The organism is Pontixanthobacter sp. (assembly GCF_049682855.1).
Taxonomy (GTDB): Bacteria; Pseudomonadota; Alphaproteobacteria; order Sphingomonadales; family Sphingomonadaceae; genus Pontixanthobacter.
Window position 1 is genome coordinate 74,465 of record NZ_JBAUIK010000009.1, and the last position, 26,340, is coordinate 100,804.

Below are 26,340 nucleotides of genomic sequence, written 5' to 3' on the forward strand. Positions count from 1 at the left end.
ACGGTTCATCGCAGTTTCAGCGTTGCCAGCCCCATGAGTGCCAAAACAATCGACACGATCCAGAAACGGATAACCACGGTCGATTCTGCCCAGCCCTTCTGCTCAAAATGGTGATGAACAGGCGCCATGCGGAATACCCGCTTGCCTGTCCGCTTGAACCAGAACACCTGAATGATGACCGACAAAGCTTCCATCACGAACAGACCGCCGACGATGGCCAGGACAATTTCATGATGCGATGCCACCGCAATCGCACCGAGCGCCCCGCCAAGCGCGAGACTGCCGGTATCGCCCATGAAAACTGCGGCGGGCGGCGCGTTGAACCACAGAAATGCCAGCCCTGCCCCCATTATGGCCGAGCATAGAATTGCAAGCTCACCCGCACCGGGTACATGCGGAATACCAAGATATTCCGAAAAGTCAGCGCGCCCCACAAGATAGGCGATAATTGCAAAGGTACCCGCCGCGATAATGACTGGCATGGTGGCCAGGCCGTCCAACCCGTCGGTCAGATTGACCGCATTTCCAGCGCCAACGATCACGACCGCCGCGAATACGTAATATAGCGGGCCAAGCGGGATCGATACATCCGACAGGAACGGCACGTAAAGATTGGTACTGATCTGGCTGACAATCATGTAGGATGCGATACCGGCTACCATAAATTCCAGCAGCAAGCGCGTTTTGCCCGACACCCCCTTATGGCTTGCTTTGGAAACCTTGTCATAATCGTCCAGAAAGCCGATCAGGCCAAAGCCAGCGGTTACTGCCAGACAGGCCCATACAAACGGATTGCGCAAATCCATCCACAGCATCATCGACAGCACCAATGATATGATGATCATCAATCCGCCCATTGTCGGGGTACCACGTTTTGCCAGATGGCTTTGCGGCCCATCTTCGCGGATCGGCTGGCCTTTGCCCTGACGGACGCGGAGCATATTGATAAAACGCGGACCGATGATGAGGCCAATAACGAGCGCGGTTATCAGCGTCGCGCCCGAGCGGAAGGTCTGGTACCGGACCAGATTGAATATACCTTCAAAATTTAGCCATTCGGCTATCAGATAGAGCATCAATGTCCCTCTTGAGGCAGAAGCGCCTCACGGCGGTTTAAATTCTGGCCGTAAAATGTTCGACCAGCCTGCCAAGACCCACGGAATTTGATCCCTTGACCAGAATAGCGTCACCTGACGTGATGCCGAATTCCTCAAGGGCGGAAATCGCCTCTGCAGGACTTTCGCAATGGGCGAAGCTCATGCCTGCTGCAAGCGCCCCGCCCGCGCCTTTCCCCAAATCCTGTGCAAGGGCTTTCATCTCTTCGCCGACAAGGACCGCGTAATCGACGTTGGCTTCGGCCAGGGGCTGGGCCAGCTGGGCGTGGAAACGCGGAGCAAAATCACCCAATTCCTTCATCGCGCCCAAAACCACCACCCGGCGCGTTGCAGGCGTCTGGCCAAGCGCGCGCAAAGTCGCCCGCATCGATGCCGGATTGGCATTGTAACTCTCGTCAATCATCAGCGCCTTGCCGCTATGGGCGGCAATCCGATGCCGCGCACCGCGCCCTTTCAGACCGCCCATTTCTGCCAGCGCCAGACCAGCAGAGCCCAGATCACCCCCGACCGCCTGAACCGCTGCCATCACGGCGAGCGCATTACTGACCCAGTGCTCGCCTGGCTCCGCAACGGTAAAGCACACCCTTTGATCGCCAAGATCCGCTGTCACCAGTGAACCGCCATTGGCCGATGGGATCGCATCGAGCAGACGCACATCGGCATGCGCGCTTTTCCCAAAGGAGCGGATGGTCACGCCGCATGCCAATGCAGCGGCACGCAATTGCGTATATTGCGGTATGTCGGCGGGGATAACGGCAATGCCGCCTTCGACCAGCCCTCCGAAAATCTCCGCCTTCGCGTCAGCAATCGCCTCGATACTGCCGAGATTTTCAATATGCGCAGGGGCGATGGTGGTGATCACGGCAACATGCGGTTGGACCTGGGCGGTTAATCCAGCGATTTCTCCTGCATGGTTCATGCCCATTTCAAACACGCCGTAATGGCTGCGCACGGGCATTCGGGCGAGGCTGAGCGGTACACCGACATGGTTGTTGTAACTGCGGACCGAGCGATGGGTATGGCCGCGGCTGGACCGGTCAAGCGCGGCAAAAATCGCTTCTTTTACGCCAGTCTTGCCAACCGAGCCCGTAACCCCGATCCGGCGTGCGGCGCAGCGGTCGCGCGCGGCGGCGGCCAAGTGTTTCAGCGCGGCATGGGTGTCAGGCACCAGAATATGCGGATAATCAACCGCGCGGTCAACGATGGCAGCTGCGGCGCCATTGGCGAACGCCTTATCAAGGAACCGGTGCCCGTCCATCGTCTCGCCCTGCAAAGCAAAAAACAGATCACCGGAGCGAACATCGCGCGAATCAATCTCGACGCCCGACACCTGAAATGCGCCACTGGCCGAACTGCCCAAAGCTTGTGCCAAAGCCTCAGAATCCCACAGCGCCATGCGCAGTGCATCGCGCCGCTCGGCGGGCCAACTGCGCAATATGGTCAGAGCGTTCATTGTGTGATCCCCACCTGCGCCGCGCATTCGCGCGCGGCAGTAACATCATCAAATGGCAAAATGCGCATTGCCGCTCCGCTGCCGACAATCTGGCCTTGTTCGTGCCCCTTGCCAGCGATCAGAACGATATCATCGTGGTTGGCCTGGCGGATGGCCGCAGCGATCGCTTCACGCCGATCGCCAATTTCTGCCGCATCGCGTGTCCCGCGCATAATCTGCGCGCGAATGGCGGCGGCATCTTCACCGCGCGGATTATCATCGGTTACGATAACCACGTCAGAATGGGCCGACACTACCTTGCCCATTGCGGATCGCTTGCCCTGGTCGCGGTCGCCGCCTGCACCGAATACCGTAATCAAGCGGCCTTTGACGTGCGGCTGCAATGCAGCGATGGCGGATTCCAGAGCGTCCGGCGTATGCGCATAATCGACATAGACGGGCGCGCCCGCCTGCGTAATCACGGCGCGTTCCAGTCGCCCGCGTACCGGCTGCAGACGGGCGACTGCGTCAAACACAGCGGACGCCTCTGTACCGGTGGCCAGCGCCAGTCCCGCCGCGACGAGCGCGTTGGCGGATTGATAGGCGCCAATGAGTGGCAAATTGATCGTGCGGCGAACACCATCATGCTCAATCTCAAGCTGTTGCCCCAGTTGCGTCGGGGTTTGGGTGAGCAGACGGATACCATCAGGGCCATTGCCCTGCTGTTCGCCCCTCTGCTCACCCACTCTGAACACGCGCAAGCCTCTTTGCTCGGCATGGTCGATAGCCCGGCCGGTCCACTCGCCAGTTCCCGTCCAGACAACAGCAGTCGCAGTATCGCTGACGACTTCATCAAACAGCCGCATCTTGGCCGCGAAATAGCCTTCCATCGTTTCGTGATAATCGAGGTGATCGCGGCTGAAATTGGTAAATCCCGCCGCGCTGACAACCAGCCCTTCATTGCGATATTGCGACAGGCCGTGGCTTGACGCCTCATAGGCGACATGGCTCACTCCTTCGCGCGCCAATCCGCTCATATTGGATAAGAATGTGACGATATCGGGCGTCGTCAAACCGGTCGAGACCGACCCGTCGGGCGTGGTTACACCCAGCGTTCCGATAGACGCTGCGCGGTGGCCGCACATCCGCCAAATTTGCCGTGTCATTTCGACAGTAGATGTTTTTCCGTTCGTACCGGTGACCGCGACAATAGTTTCCGGAACAGGCGTAAAGAACTGCGCCGCCAACTGCGCAAAGGTTTGTCGTGGCTCTTCCGACACGATATGCACTGCGCCAGAGACCTCGGCTTGCGGCCGGGCGACAACGGCTATCGCACCCGCTTGTATCGCGGCAGGAATGAAATCCTCGCCATTCACCACGGTACCCTGAAATGCACCAAACACAGTGCCTGGTGCGACTTTCCGGTTATCGATGGCAAAGCCGGTCACTGCCGCGTGACACGGGCCGGGCAAGCCAATTCCGGCAGCTGCGGCAAGAGCGTCTAGTGTCATCGGCGCGCGCCTGGCAATAGAGGCTCAAGATCGCTCATATCGATATCACGCGACATGTCGGGGCGGACACCCATCACGGGGCCTATGCGCGGTACCAGGCGGCCGACAATTGGGGCCGCATTCCATGATGCTGTCCGCTGGAAGGAGCTTGCGGTCGTGCCTTTCGGCTCATCCAGCATCGCAATCACGACAAAACGCGGCTTGTCCATCGGGAAGGCTGCGGCAAAGGTCGAAACGAGCGAAGTCTTGCGGTAACCGCCAGACCCCGGCTTTTCCGCGCTGCCGGTTTTACCACCAACCCGAAACCCCGCTGCGTTGGCATTTTTGCCAGTGCCATAAACGGCAATCATCCGCAGCAATTGCCGCATTCTTGACGAGGTAGAGGCTTTGAACACCCGGCGACCCTTTGGCGCGGCTCCCGGCTCCAGCTTGCGCAACGTTGCCGGTCGCCACACACCGCCATTGACCATTGCGGCATAGGCGCTGGCTAGATGCAGCGGAGTAACCGCAATCCCGTGTCCGTAGCTTACTGTCATATTGCGCAGACGCGGCCAGTTTTTGCCCGGCCAGATGGGGTGACCGCGCGCAGGCAGCTCAATGTAGGGACGCTCACTCATGCCCAGATCCATCATGGTCTGGCGCATTTTTTCCGGGCCCAGTTCGTCAGCGATACGCGCCGTGACCGTATTGGATGAATGGATCAGCGATTCCGCGACATTGAGATGGTTGCCCAGGAAGTGACTGTCCGTGATTTCAAACCGGCCAACCTTGATCGGCCGGGCGTTGTATCGGCGGCCGAAATCGCGCACCGTACCGGCATCAATCGCAGCCGCAACCGCCAGTGGTTTGAACGTAGAACCAAGTTCATACACCTGGTTGGTCACGCGGTTGAAGCTGGCTGGCACATCGCCGCGCTCCATCCGTTCCTTGGGCAGGACGAGATCGCTACTGCTGACTTTATTGGGGTCAAATTCGGGCAGGGATGCCAGCGCCATAACCTCGCCTGTGTCCACATCCAGAATGATGCCCGCGGCACCCTTGGCGTTGGTGGAAAGCATTCCCGTGCGCAGTTCATCCTCCAGCGCGCCCTGCACCCGCATATCGATCGATAGCGGCACAGGCTCACCCCGCCGCGCCGGATCGGTCAGCTGATCGTTCAGAACCTGCTCCATCCCGACGCGGCCCTGTCCGTCAGTATTGACATAACCAAGCACATGCGCGCCCATTGATCCTTGCGGATAATGGCGATCGGTCTCTTCGGGCAATTCCAGCGCAAGCTCACCCAGTTCATGAACGCGGTTGGCATCATCGGGCAATACGCGCCGGACAAGGTATGTCGCGCGGCCAGCCTCCAGCTTGCGGATGGTTTGGCCGACATCAAGGCTGGGAAAAATCTGCGCCAGACGCGCGGCAACATCGGGTGCACTTTTCACCAGCGGATCATCCGGATCACCAAGTGCTTTGGGGTTATACCACAAAGCATAGGCCGGAAATGCACGCGCCAGGGGGACGCCGTTACGATCTGTCAGCTCTCCGCGCGGAGGGAGCAATTCTTCCGCCATCGACGCTGTGCGCACGCCTGTATCGCTCAACCCTATATAACCGATGCGCAAAATGGCCGCTGCAGCAATCAGTGCAAAGATCATCGCGACCCACAATACACGCAATTGCGCAACAGCAAGAGAATGCTGACGCGCCGACACCGAATGGACGCTGGCGCGCGGCATGGCGGTACTGACAGCGCCCATATTGGCGGTTATCAAATTCATTCGGACGCCTCGGCCAATTGAGCGCCGATGGGGTTATGTATTGCAAGCCTGTCTGCCAGAGACTGGCCGTCCAGGCCGGCATCATCGGTGGCTGGACGTTCGCTGTCATCGCTGTCATCGCGGGCATCGCTGGCCTCATTTTCATCACTTGCAAGCCCATTGCCAAAGGCCCCCCCGGTCAATGGTGACACCAAAGCGGGGAAGCCAGCTTCAAAATCGCTTTCATCCGCAGCCCGCGCCACACGGATCGGGTTGGGCGCGTCTAGGCCGCGCGGCACGCCCAGACTTGCCAACTGTCTTTCGCCTTCAAGATACTGCCCCGCATCAGGAGCTGCGTAACCGAACTCAATACGGTTCCAGTCGGCCAATTGTTGCTGGTTGGCGCGCGATTGAAATTCAGTCTCAAGCTGAATTTTCTCCTTTTGAAGTGCGACAATCTGACGCTCCGCCAGACGCACTTCGCTTTTAACAGCATTGACGCGGAACGTGAGCGCGGCGAATGCGCTCAGGCAGACGGCGAATAATGCGGCCCAACCAATTTGACGGATACGGCTTCCGCGGATCATCATGCTACCTCCCTCGCTGGCACGGCAGTACGAAGGGCATGACGCAAAGTGGCCGAGCGGCTGCGCGGATTTCGGCTTACTTCGCTGGCAGAAGCCCGAATGGCCTTCGACACATTGCGATAGACAGGCGGCGCTGGCTCCACCGCCGGCAAATGGCGCGATCCGCCGCCGGTCGATGATGCCTCTTTCAAATATCGTTTCACGATCCGGTCTTCCAGGCTGTGGAAGCTGACCACCGCCAACCTGCCGCCCTCGGCCAGCAATTGCTCGGCCCCAGCCAGCCCGGCTTTCAATTCGTGCAATTCGGCATTCACATGAATGCGGATTGCCTGGAAACTACGGGTTGCAGGGTCTTTGGGCGCACCAATGCGGTACCCCAGAACCTTGCGGACAGCCCCGGCCAGATCGCCTGTCGTTGAAAGCGGACGGGCCGCTACGATCGCGCGCGCGACACGGCGAGACTGACGCTCTTCTCCGTAATGATAGAGCACGTCGGCAATGGTTTCCTCTTCAGCAGAATTAAGAAATTGCGCCGCCGTTTCGCCGTCCTGCGACATCCGCATGTCGAGTGGTCCGTCGGCGGAAAAGGCAAATCCGCGCTCTGCCTGGTCAAGCTGCATCGACGATACACCGATATCCAAGGTAATTCCGTCAACCCGGTCAACGCCGATATCCTTCATGGCCTGGACCATGTGCGAAAAACGCTGTGCATGAAGGATAAGGCGTGGCGGCTTTTCCTGCGTTTCTGACCAGGCCGCCCCTTGCGCAATAGCATCGGGATCACGGTCAAAAGCATGGACAGTCGCGCCGGCATCAAGCAGTTTTCGCGTGTAACCGCCAGCACCAAACGTCGCATCTATCATGACATCCCCAGCCTGCGGGGCGAGCGCAGACAGTACTTCATCGAGCAACACGGGAACATGCGGGGCGGTATCGGCGGCGTAAGTCACTTCCCCTTACCTCCAGCCTTGGCGCGTTTGGCCTTGGCTGCCGCTTCGGCCATCATATCAGCGCATGCGGCCTTGGCACTTGCCCAGCCATCATCCTGACAGGCGAGCACTTCGGGGCTCCAGATGGTAAAGGACGAGCCAGCCCCCTGAAAATACAGCGCATCGGTAATTTTACCTAGCGAGATCAGATAGTCAGGCATGGTAAAGCGGCCGCTATCATCGAACGGGATCTTCTTATAGCCGTATAGCTGGTTGGAGCGTTTGAGGCGGCTGAAATCACGGCCCAGACGGATGGCGCGGTCTTCCTCGCGGTCCAGCATGGCTTCAAAATCATCCTCGCGGGACAGACCAAAACCGACCAGGCAATCGAACTCCTCGTCTTTCAACAGACACAGCGTGCGGCCTTCGCTGGACAGCTTTACGGTATTGCGAAATTCCGGCGGCAAAACGAAACGACCCTTGTCACCCAGAAGAGTGAGAGCCTGTCCATTATATTTATGTGGTAGCGCCTGCGCCACATCATCCCCGATATTTCTCACCCCGACGACAGACACATCTTCCCCGCTTCCACCCGCGCATGAAAACGGGTATCCGCCTTGCAGAGGCAAAGCATGGCACGAGACAATCTGTCTGATGGGATATGGTTCTAACTCGCGATAAGCGGGGATGCTAGGGGAAATTAAGGGATTGGCGGGGATTGACCGCTAAGCCTCTGACAAACAAACGAAATTATCGTTAATTCACGCCCGTGGTCCGTTTCGAAACAGGCAAAACGAGCTTTAAATCCGTGGGTACATGCCCGAATCCTGCCCAGATCCCGTAAAATTCCCGATCTAATCGGGTAATATGCCGCGCTATCCCGCCTCATCCCCAAAAACGGCGTTAATCGGCAAACGCGGCATCCATCAGCGCCCTCAGCGCGCGGCTTTTCGCTGCTGTCTGGGGCTCTCTTGCAAGTAGATGGGCATCCAGCACGATAATCGCCCGTCCCCTTCCTACCTCGCATTGGGCGATCACGCCGCCGCTGGTGATCGCGCAAGGCCGTACGTCATTTCGCGCGGTAAACAGTCCATATTTATGAACTGGCAACACGATATTTCCGAACGTCACGGCGGAGGGTTGCGCCGACTGGGCGATATCGAATGTCTCTGTCAGACCAAGCCGGTTTATCAGCGGGGATATGGTCGCCATATCCTGCGGGCGGCGGCGATCCCCAAGGCCAAACCCGGTTTCCTCTGTCAGCAGCGGATCCGCGAACAGTAATAGGCGCCCCCCGCCGCGCACCCAGCTGTCCAGCGCCACCAAATCAGCGGGCGGCAAGGCGGCAGGCTGCGCCAGCAAAAGATATCGCAGCTTCGCCAAACGCGGATTGGGGGCAAGGCCGTCCGCTTCGGCCAGGTTGTCGAGCAGAATAATGTCGTAACGCTTTTGCGTTTCGGCGCGTACCCAGTGAACCGCATCCGGTGCGTTTTGTGCGGTATCGAGCATGTCCGACAGATCACCGCCAGACCAGTAAATCGGCAGCGAAGTGATCATGCCCAGCGGCTGTCTTTCCCGCTGTGCCACCGTACCCCAAGCCGTGAAACCGATTACCAGGACGGCCAGCAGGCCAGCACTCACGCTCGCAATCGTGAGCCTACTGCGCACTGTTACCCTGTGCTTGCGGTGCGGCCGGTGCAGATCCCGGTTCGGGCGAAGCGGTCGGCTCTGCGGGCAGATCAGGCACTACCCCTGCCTCGACCAGCGGGTCGCTTTGCGGGGTCCCTGTTTCCTTGGCAGCTACGGTCGATGCGGCTTCGGGTACCGCAATCGATTCGGTCTGCGCTGCGCGGTCCTGAATGAGGTCAGCCAGCGCCACCAACAGGATCATTGCAACAACCCCGGCCACCCCAACCTGCAGACGCTGAACCGATTGTGCGCGGGTGCCGCCAAGCGGCGCAGCATCAGCATCAGAGGGTCCGTAAAATATGCGTTGAAGGATTTTGTTTGCCATAAGCGTACTGCTAGCCGAGCCAGCTTTACAGTCAACGGTCGATGCAGCCGTCATGCTGGCTATTGCGGCGGTTCCAACCAATCAAACACTGGCAGGCCCTTAGCCTTGAGCCATTGCGCGTTATAGAGCGAGGACAAATACCGGAAACCGCTATCGCACAGGATGGTCGCCACGCGCGGATTCTTACGCCCTGATGCAATCAAATGCTGCCCCAGCGCAATTGCGCCCGCCACATTGATGCCCGATGATAATCCCAGACACAGCCCCTCTTCGCGCAGCAGACGCGCAACCCAGACCAGACCTTCTTCATCCGAAATTCGAAACTGCGTATCGATTGGCGCATTTTCCAGATTGGCCGTTATGCGTCCCTGCCCGATCCCCTCTGCGACAGAGCTGCCTTCGGATTTGAGTTCGCCTTCTGCGTAGTAGCTATAGAGTGCGGCGCCATGCGGATCGGTCAGGGCGATCTGCACCGTTTCGTCAAATTCCTTCAGGCCCAGCCCGACACCGCAGATGGTTCCGCCCGTACCGGCGGCACAGGTGAACCCGTCAATACGGCCGTCAAGCTGATGCCACAGCTCTGCCGCTGTCGTTTCTATGTGCACTTTGCGGTTCGCGATATTGTCAAACTGGTTGGCCCAAACCGCCCCCTCGGTTTCCTCTGCCAAGCGGCGCGATGTATGGACGAAATGGCACGGATCAGCGAATTTGGTTGGCGGCACCAGCACCAGCTGCGCACCCAAAGCACGCAGTGTGTCCATTTTTTCCTGAGACTGGTTGTCGGGCATAACGATGATGGTTGTATAGCCCAAGGCATTGGCGACCAGCGCGATACCGATCCCGGTATTGCCCGCAGTCCCTTCAACAATGGTGCCGCCTGGCTGCAATTCACCGCGCGCCTCCGCATCACGAATAATGCCCAGCGCCGCCCGGTCTTTCACCGACGCGCCCGGATTGACAAATTCGCACTTGCCGTAGATCTCGCAGCCAGCCGCCTCGCTCGGACCTTCCAGCAGGACCAGCGGCGTATTGCCGATTAATTCAAGCGTGTTGGCATGCGGGTGCATCATTTTCATAGATGACGATTTAGGTCAGTTAAGGGGGCGGCACAATGCAGTTCCGCTACCCTGCCCCACACTCAATCTTCTGGCGCAATCGTCACCTTCAGGCCATCTAAATCCGCTGTCAATGGAACCTGGCAGGAAAGGCGCGAGGTTTCAGCACGGTGATCGGAGCTTTCCAGCAAATCATCTTCATCTTCGGACATGGCAGGCAATTTATCCGCAAATGCTGGATCGACATGGATGTGGCATGTCGCGCAGGAACAACAGCCGCCGCACAGCGCCAGCAATTCATCAAACCCGTTGTCACGGATCGCTTCCATAACGGTCAGGCCATCTTCTACGTCGATCGTCGATTCTTCACCGGCACGGTTGACGACAGTCATCTTGGGCATGATGGGGGACTCCGAATTAATGCGTGGCCGGAAAATGGCCAAATGGTGTGGCCACCAATATCAGGGCTGCTAAAATACCGAGACACGTTTGGCAAGCAGCCGGGGGACGAGATGGGATTAAGCGCAGAGCAAATCAAGCGCGGTGTTGATCACATTGCCGCGCTGGAACCTGCTTTCGCGCGCGGTTTGGCGGTGGCGGGATATCCTGAACCGCGTATTCGGGCGACCGGATATCGCACATTATTGCGTACCATTGTGGGCCAGCAAGTCAGCGTTGCAGCGGCGGCATCTGTATGGAACAAGCTGGTATCTGAGCTAGGCGAAGATATTTTGCCCGATGCGTTACTGGCGCGCGATTTCGATACGCTGCGCGCCTGCGGCCTGTCGCGGCAAAAGCAGGGCTATGCGCGCTCGCTGTGCGAATTGGTGGTAAGCGACGCACTTGATCTCGATAATCTGCCCGGCGATGATGAGGAAGCGATTGCCCAATTAACGCAGATTAAGGGCATTGGCCGCTGGTCGGCTGAAATTTATCTGCTGTTTGCAGAGGGCCGTCCGGACATCTGGCCTGCCGGCGATTTGGCCGTGCAGGTGGCGCTGCAGAAAATTTTGGCCCTGCCCGAACGCCCAAGCGAAAAAGCGGCACGCTCGCTGTCGGTCAACTGGCGGCCGCACCGGGGTGCAATCGCAATATTTGCGTGGCATTGTTACGATAATCCGGCGCTTTAGGCGGTTAGTCGATTGGTGCTCGCGCTGGGCAATTGGTTTTGTAAGCCATCCTTTATGGTACATATGCTTTTTTGTTCTGCAGGAGAAACGAATGCTTAATCCCTATGCACAATCATTCCTCGCAAGCTGCGCGCTTGCGGCAATCAGCACAGCCTTACCAGCGGCTGCACATGCTCAACCCAGAGAGACCTCACCAACAATGACCATTCCGGCAGAAGCTGTTCCGATGATCCCGCGCGAACATTTGTTTGGCAATCCAGAAAAAGCAGGCGGCCAGATTAGCCCTGACGGCCAGTGGCTAAGCTGGCGCGCGCCCAAAAACGGAGTGCTCAATGTGTGGATCGCCCCGGCATCTGATCCATCCGCTGCCAAAGCGATGACCAGCGCCGCCGACCGGCCGATTTCCCAATATTTCTGGGCCCCCGATTCGCGGAGCCTTCTTTACATCCAGGACAAGGGCGGTGACGAAAACTTTCTGCTCTACGGTGTCGATATTGCAACCGGCGCAGAGCGGACCTTGACTGATTTTGAGAATACGCGGGTTCAGCTTATCGGCACTTCGGAAACTATCCGTGATAAAATTCTGGTTGGGCTGAACAACCGCGATGCCCGGCTGCACGATGCGTATTTGCTCGATTTGAAATCAGGCGAATTAACGCTGGTGCAGCAAAACGATGGCTTTGCCGGATTTCTGGCTGATGACAATTTGAACCTGCGTATGGCGCTGCGCCCCAATGCCGCAGGCGGAATGGACTTTTTCACAATTACCGACGGCGTGATTGCGGCAGCACCAACTGACAGCACGGCCCTGGAGGATTCGCTCACTACGCAGCCGGCCGGGTTCACTACCGACGGCGAAACAATGTACTGGATCGACAGCCGCGGGCGCGACACCGCCGCGCTGATCGCACAGAATGTTGCCACCGGCGTCAAGACTGTCATCGCGGAAAATGACAGGGCCGATATTGGCGGCGCAATGACGGACCCGAAAACGGGCGAAATAGAGGCCTATTCCTTCACCTATCTCAAAACCGAATGGACTGCGATTGATCCCGACATTCAGTCGTCGCTCGAATGGCTGGGCACCCGGCTTGAGGGCGAATTTGGCGTGTCCAGCCGGACCGAGGATGACAGCAAGTGGATCGTATGGAACGACCCGGTGACCGCGCCTTCACAAACGTTCATTTATGATCGCAAGGCGCAATCCCTGGCCAGCTTTTATGTCGGGCGGCCAGAGCTGGAAGGCGCGCCGTTGCAACCGATGCAGACGCTGGAACTGACCAGCCGTGACGGCCTCACTCTGCCATCCTATCTCACTTTGCCGGCCGGAAGCGATGCGGATGCAGATGGAATTCCCGAAGCAGCCGTGCCGATGGTGCTGCTGGTTCACGGCGGTCCGTGGGCGCGCGACAGTTATGGTTACAACAGCTACCACCAATGGCTCGCCAATCGCGGCTATGCTGTGCTCAGCGTCAATTTCCGGGGTTCGACAGGGTTCGGGAAGGGGTTTATTTCAGCGGGCGACCTTGAATGGGGCCGCAAGATGCACGACGATCTGATTGATGCGGTCAATTGGGCGGTCGAACAGGGTATCACGGCCGATGACCGCGTGGCTATCATGGGCGGTTCTTATGGCGGATATGCGACGCTGGCAGGTCTGGCCTTTACGCCAGACGAATTTGCCTGCGGTGTCGACATTGTCGGGCCATCAAATCTGGAGACGCTGCTCGCCACTATCCCGCCTTATTGGGAGCCGGTAATCGCCCAATTCCACGAACGGATGGGCAATCCTGATACACCTGAAGGCCTGGCCATGCTGAAGGAGCGGAGCCCGCTTTATTCCGCTGGCAACATCACCAAACCGTTGCTGATCGGACAGGGTGCAAACGACCCCCGCGTCAACCAGGCGGAGAGTGACCAGATCGTGTCGGCCATGAAGGATAAAGGCATTCCGGTCACTTATGTCCTATATCCCGATGAAGGGCACGGTTTCGCGAAACCTGCCAATAACGTTGCCTTCAATGCAGTGGCCGAGAACTTTCTTGCCACCTGTCTGGGGGGACGGTCAGAACCGATTGGCGATACAATTGCCAATTCGACCGCGGAAATTGTTGAAGGAGCTGAATTTGTAAAGGGTCTGAAAGACGCGATGGGCGGCTAATACCCGGTCCATAGCTGACAGACAGATCGCACGGGGGTAGGCACCGCTGGATAGCGGCCTGCGGACCCGTGCGGTTTTTTTGTCCCTGTTTGGGGACATCCGTGTTACGGCATATCGCTGTTAAGGAGAGCCGTGTTGAGCACCAGAAAAGCCATTTTCATTACCGGCGGCGGATCGGGCATCGGCCGCGCGATTGCGCAATATTTTGGGGAACGCGGATGGTTTGTCGGGCTCGGCGATATTGATAGGCAAGGTATGGCGGGCACCGAGGCGCTGCTGCCCGGCGGCCATTGTTACAGCCACACATTCGATGTGCGTGACCGCGCCGCTTGGGACACCGCGCTGGAGGCATTTTCTGTCGCGGCTGGCGGGCGAATTGATGTGATGGCCAATAATGCCGGAATCCCCATCGGCGGGTCGCTGACTGATAATACCGTCGGCGAGATAGAACGCTGCCTCGATATCAATCTGAAAGGCGTGCTGTTTGGCGCGCAGGCAGCCTTTCCTTATCTCAAGAAAACCGCGCCCGGCAGCTGTCTGCTCAATACTGCCAGTGCCGCCGGAATCTACGGAACACCGGGCGGATCAGTCTACGCCGCGACCAAATTCGGCGTTCGGGCGGTGACAGAATCGCTCGATGCAGAATGGGCCGCAGACAGAGTCAATGTTCGCTCCTTGATGCCCAGTTTTATCGAGACACCGCTGCTCGACCACGCTCCCAACCATACGACCAATCAGGGTATCCGCGAACGGGTGATCCGGGGCGGTATGGAAATCACGCCCGTGATCGAAGTGGCCGAGGCGGCATGGAACGCGGTTCACGGCAACAGTTTGCACACAGTCGTGGGCAAGACCGCCAAGCGGGTGGCGTTTGCAGCGCGGTGGATGCCAGGGCGGCTGCGCAGACAGGTGCGCACTTCGCTCAGCCCCCTGGGTGACTAGACGTCAGTTGAGCGCATCTATCGCCTTGGCCAGAGTTATATCGCGCTGTGACAAGCCATCTGCATCATGTGTGGTCAGCGTGATCTCGACCCGGTCATAGACATTGAGCCATTCAGGGTGATGATCCTGTTTTTCAGCAAGAATGGCCACACGCGCCATAAAGCCGAAAGCCTCGACAAAATTATTAAACGTAAATGTCCGCTCCATCGCTGCGCCATTGCGGGCAAGCGACCAGTCGCCCAGTTCTTTTAAGGCTGCATTGCGTTCTGCTTCGGTCAATTTCGCGGGGTTCATCAGGTTATCCTTGTGCTGATCAGGTGCTTGTCCAGTACCCGCCTTTCCCCTATCGCTGCGCGCCATGCAAGCCCGCAGCCTTACTGCCCACGATATCGTCTGCCGCAGGGGTGACAGGATCCTGTTTGGAGGCGTGAGGATAGCGGCTTCGCCGGGCGAGGCATTGCATATCACCGGCGCGAATGGGATCGGCAAAAGCAGTTTGATGCGGATTCTGGCCGGGCTGATGGCTCCGTTTTCGGGAACCGTAACACGGACGGGTACGATCGGAATGGTTGATGAGCGCCCTGCTCTCGATCCGCAATTGCCGCTCGGTGCAGCAATTGCTTTTTGGGCACAGCTTGACGGCGCGGCCAATATGGATCGTCACGCGGAGCGGTTGGGGCTGGCGGAGCTGCTTGAGGTGCCCGTCCGCTATCTTTCGACAGGCCAGAAAAAGCGGGCCGCACTGGTCCGTCTGCTCGGCCAAAATGCGGATATCTGGCTGCTCGATGAGCCGCTCAATGGCTTGGACAGGGACGGTGCGGAGCTGGTCGAAGCGTTAGTTGCCGAGTATCGCGCCGATGGCGGCATAGCGATTATCGCATCGCATCAATCCATCCGCTTGCCCGCTGTCAAAACGCTCGATCTGCGGGAGTTCATCGTATGATCTGGCAGTTGCTCAAGCGTGATCTATCCTTGCTTCTACCCGGCGGAAAACGCGGCGGAACAATGCTGCCGCTGCTGTTTTTTCTGGCGGTCGCAATGCTTTACCCTTTTGCGGTGGGGCCGGATGCGCCGCTGCTGGCGCGGACCGGGGGCGGGGTTATCTGGGTCGCTGCATTGCTTGCCGCTATCCTGCCGCTTGACCGGTTGATCGCGCCCGATCTGGAACTGGGCGTTTTCGATCAACTGGCCTTGCGCGGCATATCGGAAGACATCGCAATTGCCGTGCGGATTATCGCCCATTGGCTGAGTTTCGCGCCGCTCCTGCTGCTGGCAACGCTGCCAGCCGCCGCTTTACTGGGGTTGGAAGGCGAGACAGTGGGTCTGGTGCTGCTCGGCTTGCTGGCAGGTACGCCGGGATTGGCGGCAATCGGCGTGATGATTGCCGCACTCACCGCAGGGTTACGCGGCGGGGCGGCCTTGTCCGGTCTGATGCTGATCCCGCTATCCGTACCGATCCTGATTTTCGGCGCTGGCAGTCTGGCGCGCGGAGACATTACCGGCATTGCGCTATGCGGTGCGATCAGCTTGCTCTTGCTTGCCGCCGGGCCGTTTGCTGGCGGTGCAGCGATCAGAGCGGCACGTGAGAGTTAGTTATAGGGGGGCTTGTGCAAGCCCTTTCCACTGAGTGTGAAAATCTCATGGCCGGTTTCGGTAATTGCCAGCGAGTGTTCAAACTGAGCAGATAGCGACTTGTCGCGGGTGACCGCAGTCCAGCCATCGCTGAGCAATTTGACCCACGGCTTACCGATATTGATCATTGGTTCGATAGTGAAGAACATGCCGGGGCGCAGTTCCGGCCCGGTGCCCGCTTTTGCGGCATGAACAACTTCGGGCGCATCATGAAACAAACGCCCCAAGCCATGCCCGCAAAATTCGCGCACAACGCCGTAACGGTGCTGCTGCGCATGCTCCATAATCGCCGCGCCTATATCACCCAGCCGGTTGCCGGGCTGCGCCTGTTCGATACCAATCATCAGGCATTCATGCGTCACATCAACCAGTTTGCGCGCTTTCAAGGCGACATCACCGACCAGATACATCCGGCTGGTATCGCCGTGCCATCCATTCAGCAGCGGCGTAACATCAATATTGACGATATCGCCGTCTTTCAGCGCCTTTTCACCCGGAATGCCGTGGCACACGACATGATTGATCGAAATGCAGCAGCTATGCGTATACCCGCGATAGCCCATTGTGGCCGGAACCGCCCCGCCCGCCAAAGTCAGCTCGCGCACTTTGTCATCAATCGCCCCGGTGGTCACGCCGGGTTGCACCATCGGAGCGATCGTGTCGAGAATGCTCGCGGCAAGCTGCCCCGCCTTGCGCATTCCATCAAAACCTGCCTCTCCGTGCAGTTTTATTGTGCCGTCGCGGATGACGGTTTCGTTACCTTCGATAGTCTGATATTCGGTCATGGAATGCCATATAGAACGCGCGCGACCAAATTGCGAGCTTGGAACGCGCCGCCGCCTTGTCTACATATCATTCCATGAGCAAAACCACCCAATTAATTCAGGCCGATCGCGGCCAGGATGCTGTCGCTATTCATCTCGTCACCAAAGACAGTTTTTCCGATTTCGCCAAGGCCCTGCCAGCGGGCCAGCGCGCCGCTTTATCAGGCCAGAAATTTGACGGCAGCGCGTTTCAAACCGCGATTGTGAGCGACGGCGATGGCTGGTTTGCAGTGGGCGGCATTGCCGATCCGGAAGATCTCGGCAGTTACTGCCTTGCCAAATTGGCCGAAGTGTTACCGGGCGGCACTTACCGTCTGGCGTCAGGGGAACCGATGGCAGCGATGCATGGATGGGTAACCGCCCAGCACACATTTGACCGCTACAAGAAAGCTGAAAATGATACCGGGCCGCGCATTTTGTTAAGCAAACAGGCCAGGCATATTGACGCCGCCCTTGCCGAAGCGGAGGCTGTTAATCTGGTGTGCGATCTGGTGAATACGCCCGCTGAAGATATGGGCCCTGCCGCATTGGAAGCTGAGGCAGAACGTCTGGCCAAAACCCACCAGGCGCAGATCTCTGTCACGAAGGGCGATAGGCTGGAGCAGGAATATCCGATGATCCATGCGGTCGGCCGCGCTGCCGCCCGCCATCACGCGCCGCGCCTGATCCAGCTTGAATGGGGCGATCCCTCGCATCCGCGCGTGGCCATTATCGGCAAGGGTGTGACATTTGATTCCGGCGGACTGGATGTGAAATCTGCCGTCGGGATGAAACTGATGAAGAAAGACATGGGCGGCGCAGCCCATGCCCTCGCCCTCGCCGGTCTCATCATGCATGCCGGGCTGAAACTGCGTCTGCATCTGCTGGTACCTGCGGTGGAGAACGCGATTGCGGGCAATGCTTTCCGGCCGGGCGATGTGCTCGCGACCCGCAAGGGGCTAACCGTAGAAATCGGCAACACCGATGCGGAAGGCCGCCTGGTTCTAGGGGACGCTTTGACCCGTGCCAGCGAAGACAATCCCGAGCTGATGATCGATTTCGCGACTTTAACCGGTGCAGCGCGGGTTGCACTCGGCCCTGATCTGCCCGCCCTGATGACGCGCCGCGATGAAACCGCTGACGCACTGATTGCAGCGGGCCGCGCGCATGATGATGAACCGTGGCGCTTACCGCTTCCCGATGAATATCGCGAATGGCTCAATTCCGACATTGCTGACCTCAACAACGCCCATGCCAACCCCTATGCCGGGGCCAGCGTGGCGGGATTATTCCTCGACCGGTTTGTTGGCGACGGGATCGACTGGGCGCATTTTGACACGTTTGCATGGCGGCCCTTTGCCAAACCGGGGCGGCAGAAGGGCGGCGCTGCGTATGGACTGCGGGCGGCATTTCACATGCTCGCCGCGCGCTACTCCGGCGCATAAACTTGCCGCATAGCGCCTTAGCGTATATGCGCGCCCATTCGTCCACCGGCATGGGTTAGCCGCACGGGCGCTAAAGGGGCGAAGAACACTTGTGAGTGATGCTGCGAAATATGGAATTCCTTCAGGAGTGCTTGGGCTGAAAGGGCCCACCGCGCATCCAAGCGAGGGAAGCCTGCCCATTCGCGGTGATCTGGCGCATATCGCCTTGGCTGACCGCTATCTGGTCGCGCATTATGTGGAACCGCAGATCCGCATGATCGGGTCGAGCGACATCCCGTTGCATATCCGTCCCGATATTGGCTCACCAGCCATCACTACCCTGCCCGCCGGATCGATATTTGAAGTTCTCGATTTTTCGGGCGGATGGTGCTGGGGCTGCCTCGGCGCAGAAGGCCCTGCAGGTTATGTGCAGGCTGCGGCGCTTGCCCCGCTGGGCACATGACAGTTTCCGTTTTCATTGACGGTGCGGCTGGCACGACGGGTCTGGAAATACGTGATCGGCTGGCGGCTCGCAGCGAATTTTCGCTGGTCACTTTGGAAGAGGAGCGGCGCAAGGATGTGTCCTCACGCAGACAGGCGCTGAATGATTGCGATGTTGCAATACTCTGCCTGCCCGATGATGCAGCGCGCCAATCCGTTACCCTGATTACAAATGACACTACGCGCGTAATCGATGCCTCGACCGCGCATCGGACCGCCGATGGGTGGACCTATGGTTTTCCCGAACTGATCGGCAGGGATGCGGTGGCAGCTGCAAAGCGGATCAGTAATCCTGGTTGTTATCCTACCGGCTTTCTGGCCATAATTGCGCCATTAATACGCGCGGGTATTCTGCCCGCAGATTGGCCTTACACCGTCAACGCGGTGTCAGGATATTCGGGCGGCGGAATTGCGCTGATTGACCGGTTTGAGAGCGAGCGAACTATTGCTTGGCGCGGATATGGTTTGGGCCTTGGCCACAAGCATATCCGCGAAATGCAGCTCTATGCAGGGCTCGCTCATGCGCCCCTGTTTGCCCCGGCCGTGATCGATGCGCATCGCGGTATGGTGGTTGAGATCCCCGTTCCGGTCGGTGCGATACCCGGCGCCGGAAATGCGCAGGCCATACACCAGACCCTGCATCAATTTTACGCGGATGCGGCGCTGGTGAACATCGGTAAGCTGAACGAGGTGCCGCACGAATTGCTGATACATAGGGATGCTGCACCGTGGGACGGCATGATGATATATGTGGCGGGCGATGAAGAGCATGTTCGCCTGATTGCTCGGCTCGACAATCTGGGCAAAGGGGCAAGCGGCGCCGCTGTTCAATCGCTCAACCTGATTGCCGGTCTGCCAGAGGAAACTGGTTTAATCACCGCTGCCTAAATTTTGGGCATGCTTTGCCAGCTATTGAGGCAAAACAGGGTGTTGGCCGATGGCCGTTGAAAGCCCGAGATTCGCCGTTACACTTGGCTGGCTGGCGCGATTCCACGAGTCGCAGCTCCCGCTTTTCGCAGTAACCACTGGGCGGCTGATCTGGCACGGTTCTTGGATGGCTTTTTGCAAGAAATTGGTGCAATCGTTGGTCAGATAGCATGCGGCGGAACATCAGTGCCGGAGCATCGTTTGGGAACTGGGTTCAAAAAACGCCCGAGAGAGGCCACGTGTGAAAAAAATTGAAGCGATCATTAAACCTTTCAAGCTGGATGAAGTGAAGGAGGCGCTTCACGAAATCGGGGTGTCGGGTATCACGGTCACCGAGGCGAAGGGTTTTGGCCGTCAGAAAGGCCATACGGAGCTCTATCGCGGGGCGGAATATGTCGTCGATTTTCTGCCAAAGGTAAAACTCGAGGTGGCCGTGTCTGACGATATTGCCAGCCGCGTGGTCGAGGCGATTGCGTCGGCTGCACAGACTGGCCGCATCGGTGACGGCAAGATTTTCGTATCGCCAATTGAAAGCGCGCTGCGCATCCGCACCGGCGAAACTGATAACGAGGCAATCTGAATCCCGTCGGGAGGCAAGCGGGCCGGCCCCGCACGCCATCCTTTCAATCTTAATACTCGCACATTTTTAAGGGAAATATTATGGCTACCGCAAAAGACGTTCTCGACCAGATCAAAGAGCATGATATTGAATGGGTCGATCTCCGCTTCACAGACCCCAAGGGGAAATGGCAGCATCTGACTATGGTTGCCGGCGTACTGGGTGAAGATGAACTGGAAGACGGACTGATGTTTGATGGCTCGTCTATCGCCGGGTGGAAAGTCATTAACGAATCCGACATGATCCTGCGCCCTGATCTGGACCGCGTCTATGTCGATCCCTTCAGCGCGACACCGATGCTGATCCTCTTTTGTGATATTGTCGAACCATCGACCGGTGAACTCTACTCCCGCGATCCCCGCTCGACCGCGAAACGTGCTGAGGCTTTTGTGAAATCCTCCGGCCTGGGCGATACGATTTTCGTTGGTACGGAAGCCGAGTTTTTCATGTTCGACGATGTGCGTTTCGAAGACGGATACGCAGCTTCGGGTTTCGCGCTGGATGATGTCGAACTGCCGACCAATTCGGGCAAAGAATATGAAGGCGGCAATATGGCGCACCGCCCGCGCGCAAAGGGTGGCTATTTCCCTGTCGCGCCGGTCGATAGCGCCGTTGACATCCGCGGTGAAATGGTTGCAACCATGATCGAAATGGGTCTGCCCTGCGATAAACATCACCACGAAGTGGCTTCTGCACAGCACGAATTGGGGGTGACCTTTGCAAGCTTGCTGGAAACCGCCGATAACATGCAAATCTATAAATATGTGGTGCAGCAGGTTGCGCATGCGTACGGCAAGACCGCGACTTTCATGCCGAAGCCGATCAAGGATGATAATGGCAGCGGGATGCACACACACATGTCGATCTGGAATGACGGCAAAAACACATTCGCCGGTAATGGCTATGCCGGTTTGTCGGACACCTGCCTGTACTATATCGGCGGCGTCATCAAACATGCCAAGGCGCTGAACGCGTTTACCAACCCGACCACCAACAGCTACAAGCGGCTGGTCCCGGGTTTTGAAGCGCCGGTGTTGCTGGCATATTCGGCGCGCAACCGCTCTGCATCATGCCGTATTCCGTATGGTGCGGGCGAGAAGGCGAAACGCGTTGAATTCCGTTTTCCCGACGCGTTGGCCAACCCGTATCTTTCCTCAGCTGCCTTGCTGATGGCGGGTATTGACGGGATCAAGAACAAGATCCACCCGGGCGAAGCGATGGATAAAAACCTGTATGATCTTCCGCCTGCGGAATTGGCAGAAGTACCGACAGTGTGCGGTTCCTTGCGCGAAGCCCTGGAGGCGCTTGAGGCCGATCATGACTTCCTGTTGCAAGGTGATGTATTCAGCAAGGATCAAATCCTGGCTTATACAGAACTCAAATGGGAAGAGGTCAGCCGGTGGGAAACGACCCCAAGCGCAGTTGAATACGACATGTATTACAGCGCGTAAGTTTTACGCACCACATCCTTACTGTTGTAAAAATATGACGGCGGTCGGTTCATCTCGGCCGCCGTTTTACATGTCGCAACTATACTATAGGCGAATCGGGTCGGCATGGTTACTCAAAGCTATCGGGAAACGTAACGTTTCGTAAAATCTGGGGTATTCACACAATGACACGTTCCACCAATCGTCTTCTGCTGAGCAGCGCGCCTTTTGCTCTGGCGCTCGCTGCTGTAAGTTCACCGGCCCACGCTATTGTGCCTGGCGAAAACACCAATTCCGACGACATTGTCGATGAAGATGATGAATTTGCCGGGGTTGGCCAATTTTTCTCCAATAGCGGGATTGATGGCGATACCGGGCTGGGACTGTGCACCGGCACGCTGATCAACCCACGTACTGTTCTGTTTGCCGCGCACTGTGTCAACAGCTTGCCCGCGACTGCTTACAATGACGGCACACGGATCAGCTCGTTCGGTTTCAATGTCGATAATCTTCCTGCCGTGCGCGAATGGCTGGCGCCTTTTATCGACCCGGAAGGCCGCTTTGTTTTCAGCACCGCCAGGCTGACGCAGGAAGAAATCGATGCGCTGATCCCCAACCCTCTTTTGCGCTCCACCTCCATTGCAAACAATCTGTTCAATATCAGCCAGATCCAGTATGATCCCAGATCACTGCAAAACCCTCAAGCGCGCGGCTTTATCGAAGCCGATATTGCACTGGCCACATTGGATACACCCGCAGCAAATATCCCGACATGGGCGTTGCTGTTCTCGATCCTTCCCGCCCCAGAGAATATCAATTCGATTACCGGCACAGGTTACAACGTCAATATTACCGGTTATGGCGGTACGGGTAACGCCTTCGAAGGGGACGTAGAGGGTATCGATTTCCGCCGCCGCGCGGCAGAGAATGTCTTGGGCGGTTTCTTGTCGCTCGACGATGTCGACAATGCCATCTTCGGTCCGGCTGGTCCGAACCTTCCGCAAAATCTGTATCAGACCGATTTTGATTCCCAAACACCCGATAATTTCTTCTTTGATTTTAATATTCACGGTGATGCGGCACGGCCTAATGAAGGCACCACCGCAGGCGGCGATTCCGGTGGCCCGTTAATTCTGGATGCGGCCAACAATGCTATCACCGATGAAGATTTGGTGATCGGCGTGCTGTCTGGCGGATCTTCCTTGTTGGGCCGTTTCAGCAGCATCGGCTCTTCCAGCTTTTATCAGCCTCTGGCCCTGTATTGGCAATATATCGTAGCCGCCAACCCCTACCGTTATGTCGGCGCGGTCAGCGGCGATGGCGATTGGGAAGACGGCGACCATTGGGTTAGCCTGCTTGATCCGAACTACCGCGCAATTGATGCTGACGGAAACATCGTCAACGCTCTCCCGACTACTCCTGAGCTGGGGCTGAACGGTACCGGCGGTGACTTTGGCCTCGTATGCGTTGAAGGTATCAGTGGTCCTGCTCTTGGGCCAAACGAATGTTTGGATACTGCAACGGGCGAAGTCAGCCGTTCGGGTGTCCCGGCTGACAATGGTGATGCGGCGGCGGGCGCAGGTTCGACATCGGTAACCGGATCGGAAACGTCCATAAACAACATCGGTTGGGCCGATATTGGCGTGGTAAACGGCCTGGGTTCCGCCACATTGGTAGGCGGCGACACTGCAACCGGCAATGATGCCGCAACCATCAGCGCCCTCGCACCGCCTTCGGAAAGCGCCGAGATGGAGGCAGCTCCCACGCTTCCGGACCCGACAATTGAAAATGGATTGGCCGGCGCGACAGGCTTCGTTCCGGACAATATCAATCCCGGCTTTACTGCAGCCGGAGAGGTTATCAATGGCCGGTATTTTGATGTTACCCTGTCGAACACCGGCACCACCACTCTCAACAGCGAGCGTGAGATTGACCGCCTGACGGTTTCCGGCATGGCCGGGCTCAACATCACGAGCGGCGCCAATCTGGATGTGCTGATTGACATCAGCCAGATGGGCGGCATGATCAATGTTGATGGCGGCCTGTCTTCGGTTGGGGATTACACCCTCTTCGCCGGCATGTTAACCGGCGGCGGTACCGTAACTGCGCCGTTTTTCACCAATATCGCCGGCGCTATCTCGCCAGGTGAGATGGGCACGATTGATACGCTGACGATTGATGGCAATGCCATCCTGTCATCCGCTTCCACTCTCATGATTGATATTGGCCCCGACGGTGCGTCGGACACGCTGGATGTCACCGGTATTGCCAATGTCGGCGGTTTGGTCAGCGTCGGTTCGGGTATCTTTGATCAGGTCAATCTTGATGGTACGCAATATACAATCGTCACCGCTGATGTCGGTGTGAGCGGTACATTTACAGAGCGCCGCCTCTCGGACCTGATCAGCCAGTCATTTGTTTACGGACCAAAATCTGTATTGCTGCAGATTGACGTGGCGAGCTTTGCGACGGTCATTGATCCTGATAATGCGGTTCAATCTGCCTATGCCCAATTGTTCGATCAGAATCGCGGCAATGCCGCCGTTGCCGGTCTTTACGGGCTGGACTTCGCGTCTGCCGCAGTGATCAGGGATACGTTTGACCGGCTGGCACCAACATCCGAAACCGATATTCGGACGCTGACTGCACAAAGCTTCAACCAAATGATGCAGTTTAATGACCGGCGGCTGAATTCTTCACGCCGCTCAAATGCTGGCGGAACTTTGGCGACGCTATCCAGTCCGTTTACCGGTATTGGCGATCAGTCGGCGCGGTCTGCACAGCCGCAAACTGCCGGTGATCTCGGTCTGGCCGAAACCGATATCGAAGAAGGCGCCGTTGCGGATAACATTGCGATATACTTCGCTGCCGGTTCGATTGACGGCCGGGGCGAACCGATGTCGGGTGTGGCGGTGAGAGATACCGATTTTGACGGCTATTATCTGGGCGGAGGCATAGATGTTTTCGTGAGCGACAACACTATGGTCGGTGCCTCGGTCTATTATTCGGATCTCGATGCTAACGGTGCATTCGGTAATCAGGCCAATAGCGAGATGTTGACCGGCTCTGTCTATGGACGGATCAGTTCGGAGGCGGGCCTGGCTGTAAAAGGCCAATTCAATATTTCAGATTACAAAACCAATACCTCGCGAACTGTTGATTTCCTCGGCACGGCGCAGACATTGGTCGCTGACCGCGACAGCACCGGCATATCGGGTGCGGTAGGCGTGTCGTATGATCTGAACGCTGCCATCGGAACATTTTCTCCTGGTGTAGAGCTGCGCTATTCAAAAGTATCGTCGGCGGCAGTGACCGAAACCGGCGGTGTTGCGGCGCTATCGTTCAACCGTGAAAAGTTCGAGAGTACGCAAGGCCGTTATGGAATTGATTTTGCGACCTTGGATGACCGGGCCGTTCAGTTCCGTGCTGGTGTGGACTTCGTACACGAATTCAACGATGGACCGCAATTGTTCCAGGCCAATTTCGCTAACGGAACTGGCCCGACAGCAGCCTTTGCTTACAGCCCGACTGATCGCAACTGGGCCGAGTTGAGCGCCTCCACGACATTTGGAAACGGGCCGCTCCAGCTGGGCGTCGGTGTCGACACAGTAATCGGCCGTGAAAACTTTAACGCGACCACCCTATCTGCAAGCGCAACGATCAAATTCTGATGGTTTGATCGCAGCGGTTCAGGCCAACACCAAAGGCGTCCGGAGCGATCCGGGCGCCTTTTTTTCGCATGCGGATATATCGGAAGCTTTTCGCTATTCTATTGTAACGCGCTGGCCGTGCTTCGTTTAGGCCTCCGGGCCCTTCTGACGGATATGCCGGTATATCCGTGATGTCGGCTGGTACATCTCTCTTCGTTTCCGGTTGGGTTGTATGTGTGTGGGCGGTGCCGCTTTATCTGTTCTTGATGTTTTGACGGTGTGCACCGCATTTTTGCCTGGCCGATAAATGGTGCGTATGCCGCCAATCGGCTTAAGGCACAAAGCCGAGCACGACCCAAATTGCGAGCGTCCGAAGAAATTTCAGGAGACCGGCAAACGCGGACGGTCCGGTATTGGACACAGTAGCGGATCGGTCGCTGTGATCAGTCATTCTCAGGCTCCCACTCGTCAATAAACAGTTCCGGCACCGGCATGGCGAACAGCTTCGCCACGCGTAGCGCCAATGGCAGGCTGGGATCATACTTATCGGTTTCCACCGCATTGATGGTTTGCCGCGATACGCCAAGCCGCCGGGCCAATTCGCCTTGGCTCCAACCATGTTCCTCCCGGTAATGTTTCAAGCGGTTATTCACCGAATTATCCTCGCTGCCTGACAAGAGGTCTGGACACTATCCCCTTGCGACAAGTATGCCTCGACTCTGGTGGGGGC

The 26,340-nt window shown here is 57.6% G+C and carries 25 protein-coding genes; 11 read left to right on the forward strand and 14 right to left on the reverse strand.

Annotated features, from left to right (window positions below; all coding sequences use genetic code 11):
* Window positions 1-5: 5 nt before the first annotated feature.
* From mraY to WA922_RS06155, 11 genes are all read right to left on the reverse strand, one after another.
* The gene (mraY, locus tag WA922_RS06105; protein WP_424770799.1) at window positions 6-1,076 is read right to left on the reverse strand and encodes a phospho-N-acetylmuramoyl-pentapeptide-transferase; all 1,071 of its coding nucleotides are present in this window, start codon (window positions 1,074-1,076) and stop codon (window positions 6-8) included.
* A 37-nt stretch (window positions 1,077-1,113) separates the two neighbouring features.
* On the reverse strand, window positions 1,114-2,568 hold the full coding sequence (locus WA922_RS06110) for a UDP-N-acetylmuramoyl-tripeptide--D-alanyl-D-alanine ligase (protein ID WP_424770800.1): 1,455 nt from the start codon (window positions 2,566-2,568) through the stop codon (window positions 1,114-1,116).
* Window positions 2,565-4,058: a UDP-N-acetylmuramoyl-L-alanyl-D-glutamate--2,6-diaminopimelate ligase gene (locus tag WA922_RS06115; protein WP_424770801.1), complete on the reverse strand. Its 1,494-nt coding sequence runs from the start codon at window positions 4,056-4,058 to the stop codon at window positions 2,565-2,567. The genes WA922_RS06110 and WA922_RS06115 overlap by 4 nt, the downstream gene beginning before the upstream one ends.
* Window positions 4,055-5,827 carry a peptidoglycan D,D-transpeptidase FtsI family protein gene (locus WA922_RS06120; protein WP_424770802.1) on the reverse strand — a complete coding sequence of 591 codons (1,773 nt, stop codon included), beginning with the start codon at window positions 5,825-5,827 and terminating at the stop codon, window positions 4,055-4,057. The genes WA922_RS06115 and WA922_RS06120 overlap by 4 nt, the downstream gene beginning before the upstream one ends.
* A complete protein-coding gene (locus tag WA922_RS06125) occupies window positions 5,824-6,396 on the reverse strand; it encodes a hypothetical protein (RefSeq protein WP_424770803.1) in 573 nt (190 codons plus the stop codon). Before WA922_RS06125 ends, WA922_RS06120 begins: the two co-directional genes overlap by 4 nt.
* Window positions 6,393-7,343 (reverse strand): 16S rRNA (cytosine(1402)-N(4))-methyltransferase RsmH, encoded by a 951-nt coding sequence (gene rsmH / locus WA922_RS06130; protein WP_424770804.1) that lies wholly within the window; start codon window positions 7,341-7,343, stop codon window positions 6,393-6,395. The genes WA922_RS06125 and rsmH overlap by 4 nt, the downstream gene beginning before the upstream one ends.
* A complete protein-coding gene (locus WA922_RS06135) occupies window positions 7,340-7,897 on the reverse strand; it encodes a division/cell wall cluster transcriptional repressor MraZ (protein WP_424770805.1) in 558 nt (185 codons plus the stop codon). Before WA922_RS06135 ends, rsmH begins: the two co-directional genes overlap by 4 nt.
* A gap of 328 nt (window positions 7,898-8,225) precedes the next feature.
* Window positions 8,226-8,963 (reverse strand): ABC transporter, encoded by a 738-nt coding sequence (locus WA922_RS06140; RefSeq protein ID WP_424770806.1) that lies wholly within the window; start codon window positions 8,961-8,963, stop codon window positions 8,226-8,228.
* Window positions 8,964-8,979: 16 nt separating this feature from the next.
* Window positions 8,980-9,336, reverse strand: coding sequence for a hypothetical protein (locus WA922_RS06145; RefSeq protein WP_424770807.1), 357 nt, complete (start codon window positions 9,334-9,336; stop codon window positions 8,980-8,982).
* 59 nt (window positions 9,337-9,395) lie between these two features.
* Window positions 9,396-10,412 (reverse strand): cysteine synthase A, encoded by a 1,017-nt coding sequence (locus WA922_RS06150; RefSeq protein ID WP_424770808.1) that lies wholly within the window; start codon window positions 10,410-10,412, stop codon window positions 9,396-9,398.
* Window positions 10,413-10,474: 62 nt separating this feature from the next.
* Entirely contained in the window at window positions 10,475-10,792 is a 318-nt protein-coding gene (locus tag WA922_RS06155) for a 2Fe-2S iron-sulfur cluster-binding protein (RefSeq protein ID WP_424770809.1), read from the reverse strand.
* 111 nt (window positions 10,793-10,903) lie between these two features.
* On the opposite strand from WA922_RS06155, the gene WA922_RS06160 reads away from it, so the two are divergent.
* The 3 genes from WA922_RS06160 (at window position 10,904) to WA922_RS06170 (ending at window position 14,624) form a co-directional block, all read left to right on the forward strand.
* Window positions 10,904-11,521, forward strand: a complete 618-nt coding sequence (locus WA922_RS06160; RefSeq protein ID WP_424771000.1) for a DNA-3-methyladenine glycosylase family protein — start codon at window positions 10,904-10,906, stop codon at window positions 11,519-11,521.
* 91 nt (window positions 11,522-11,612) lie between these two features.
* Window positions 11,613-13,682, forward strand: a complete 2,070-nt coding sequence (locus tag WA922_RS06165) for an alpha/beta fold hydrolase (protein ID WP_424770810.1) — start codon at window positions 11,613-11,615, stop codon at window positions 13,680-13,682.
* Between the two features lie 135 nt (window positions 13,683-13,817).
* Window positions 13,818-14,624: an SDR family oxidoreductase gene (locus WA922_RS06170; protein WP_424770811.1), complete on the forward strand. Its 807-nt coding sequence runs from the start codon at window positions 13,818-13,820 to the stop codon at window positions 14,622-14,624.
* 3 nt (window positions 14,625-14,627) lie between these two features.
* Here WA922_RS06170 and WA922_RS06175 read toward each other — a convergent pair whose 3' ends face one another.
* On the reverse strand, window positions 14,628-14,918 hold the full coding sequence (locus WA922_RS06175; RefSeq protein ID WP_424770812.1) for a 4a-hydroxytetrahydrobiopterin dehydratase: 291 nt from the start codon (window positions 14,916-14,918) through the stop codon (window positions 14,628-14,630).
* Between the two features lie 64 nt (window positions 14,919-14,982).
* Here WA922_RS06175 and ccmA point away from each other — a divergent pair, with 64 nt between their 5' ends.
* Both ccmA and WA922_RS06185 read left to right on the forward strand, forming a co-directional pair.
* The gene (ccmA, locus tag WA922_RS06180) at window positions 14,983-15,567 is read left to right on the forward strand and encodes a heme ABC exporter ATP-binding protein CcmA (RefSeq protein WP_424770813.1); all 585 of its coding nucleotides are present in this window, start codon (window positions 14,983-14,985) and stop codon (window positions 15,565-15,567) included.
* Window positions 15,564-16,217 carry a heme exporter protein CcmB gene (locus WA922_RS06185; protein ID WP_424770814.1) on the forward strand — a complete coding sequence of 218 codons (654 nt, stop codon included), beginning with the start codon at window positions 15,564-15,566 and terminating at the stop codon, window positions 16,215-16,217. The genes ccmA and WA922_RS06185 overlap by 4 nt, the downstream gene beginning before the upstream one ends.
* On the opposite strand, the gene map is transcribed toward WA922_RS06185, so the two are convergent.
* Entirely contained in the window at window positions 16,214-17,041 is an 828-nt protein-coding gene (gene map / locus WA922_RS06190; protein WP_424770815.1) for a type I methionyl aminopeptidase, read from the reverse strand. The genes WA922_RS06185 and map overlap by 4 nt on opposite strands.
* 74 nt (window positions 17,042-17,115) lie before the next feature.
* Between map and WA922_RS06195 the strand changes: the two genes are divergently transcribed.
* From WA922_RS06195 to WA922_RS06220, 6 genes are all read left to right on the forward strand, one after another.
* Window positions 17,116-18,504, forward strand: coding sequence for a leucyl aminopeptidase family protein (locus WA922_RS06195; protein WP_424770816.1), 1,389 nt, complete (start codon window positions 17,116-17,118; stop codon window positions 18,502-18,504).
* A 91-nt stretch (window positions 18,505-18,595) separates the two neighbouring features.
* A complete protein-coding gene (locus WA922_RS06200) occupies window positions 18,596-18,946 on the forward strand; it encodes a hypothetical protein (protein WP_424770817.1) in 351 nt (116 codons plus the stop codon).
* Window positions 18,943-19,872, forward strand: a complete 930-nt coding sequence (gene argC / locus WA922_RS06205; RefSeq protein ID WP_424770818.1) for an N-acetyl-gamma-glutamyl-phosphate reductase — start codon at window positions 18,943-18,945, stop codon at window positions 19,870-19,872. The genes WA922_RS06200 and argC overlap by 4 nt, the downstream gene beginning before the upstream one ends.
* Before the next feature lie 280 nt (window positions 19,873-20,152).
* A complete protein-coding gene (locus WA922_RS06210; protein ID WP_424770819.1) occupies window positions 20,153-20,491 on the forward strand; it encodes a P-II family nitrogen regulator in 339 nt (112 codons plus the stop codon).
* 80 nt (window positions 20,492-20,571) lie between these two features.
* Window positions 20,572-21,981, forward strand: coding sequence for a type I glutamate--ammonia ligase (gene glnA, locus WA922_RS06215; protein WP_424770820.1), 1,410 nt, complete (start codon window positions 20,572-20,574; stop codon window positions 21,979-21,981).
* Between the two features lie 164 nt (window positions 21,982-22,145).
* Window positions 22,146-25,631: an autotransporter domain-containing protein gene (locus tag WA922_RS06220; protein ID WP_424770821.1), complete on the forward strand. Its 3,486-nt coding sequence runs from the start codon at window positions 22,146-22,148 to the stop codon at window positions 25,629-25,631.
* Between the two features lie 422 nt (window positions 25,632-26,053).
* On the opposite strand, the gene WA922_RS06225 is transcribed toward WA922_RS06220, so the two are convergent.
* Window positions 26,054-26,263: a helix-turn-helix transcriptional regulator gene (locus WA922_RS06225; RefSeq protein WP_424770822.1), complete on the reverse strand. Its 210-nt coding sequence runs from the start codon at window positions 26,261-26,263 to the stop codon at window positions 26,054-26,056.
* Window positions 26,264-26,340: the final 77 nt, after the last annotated feature.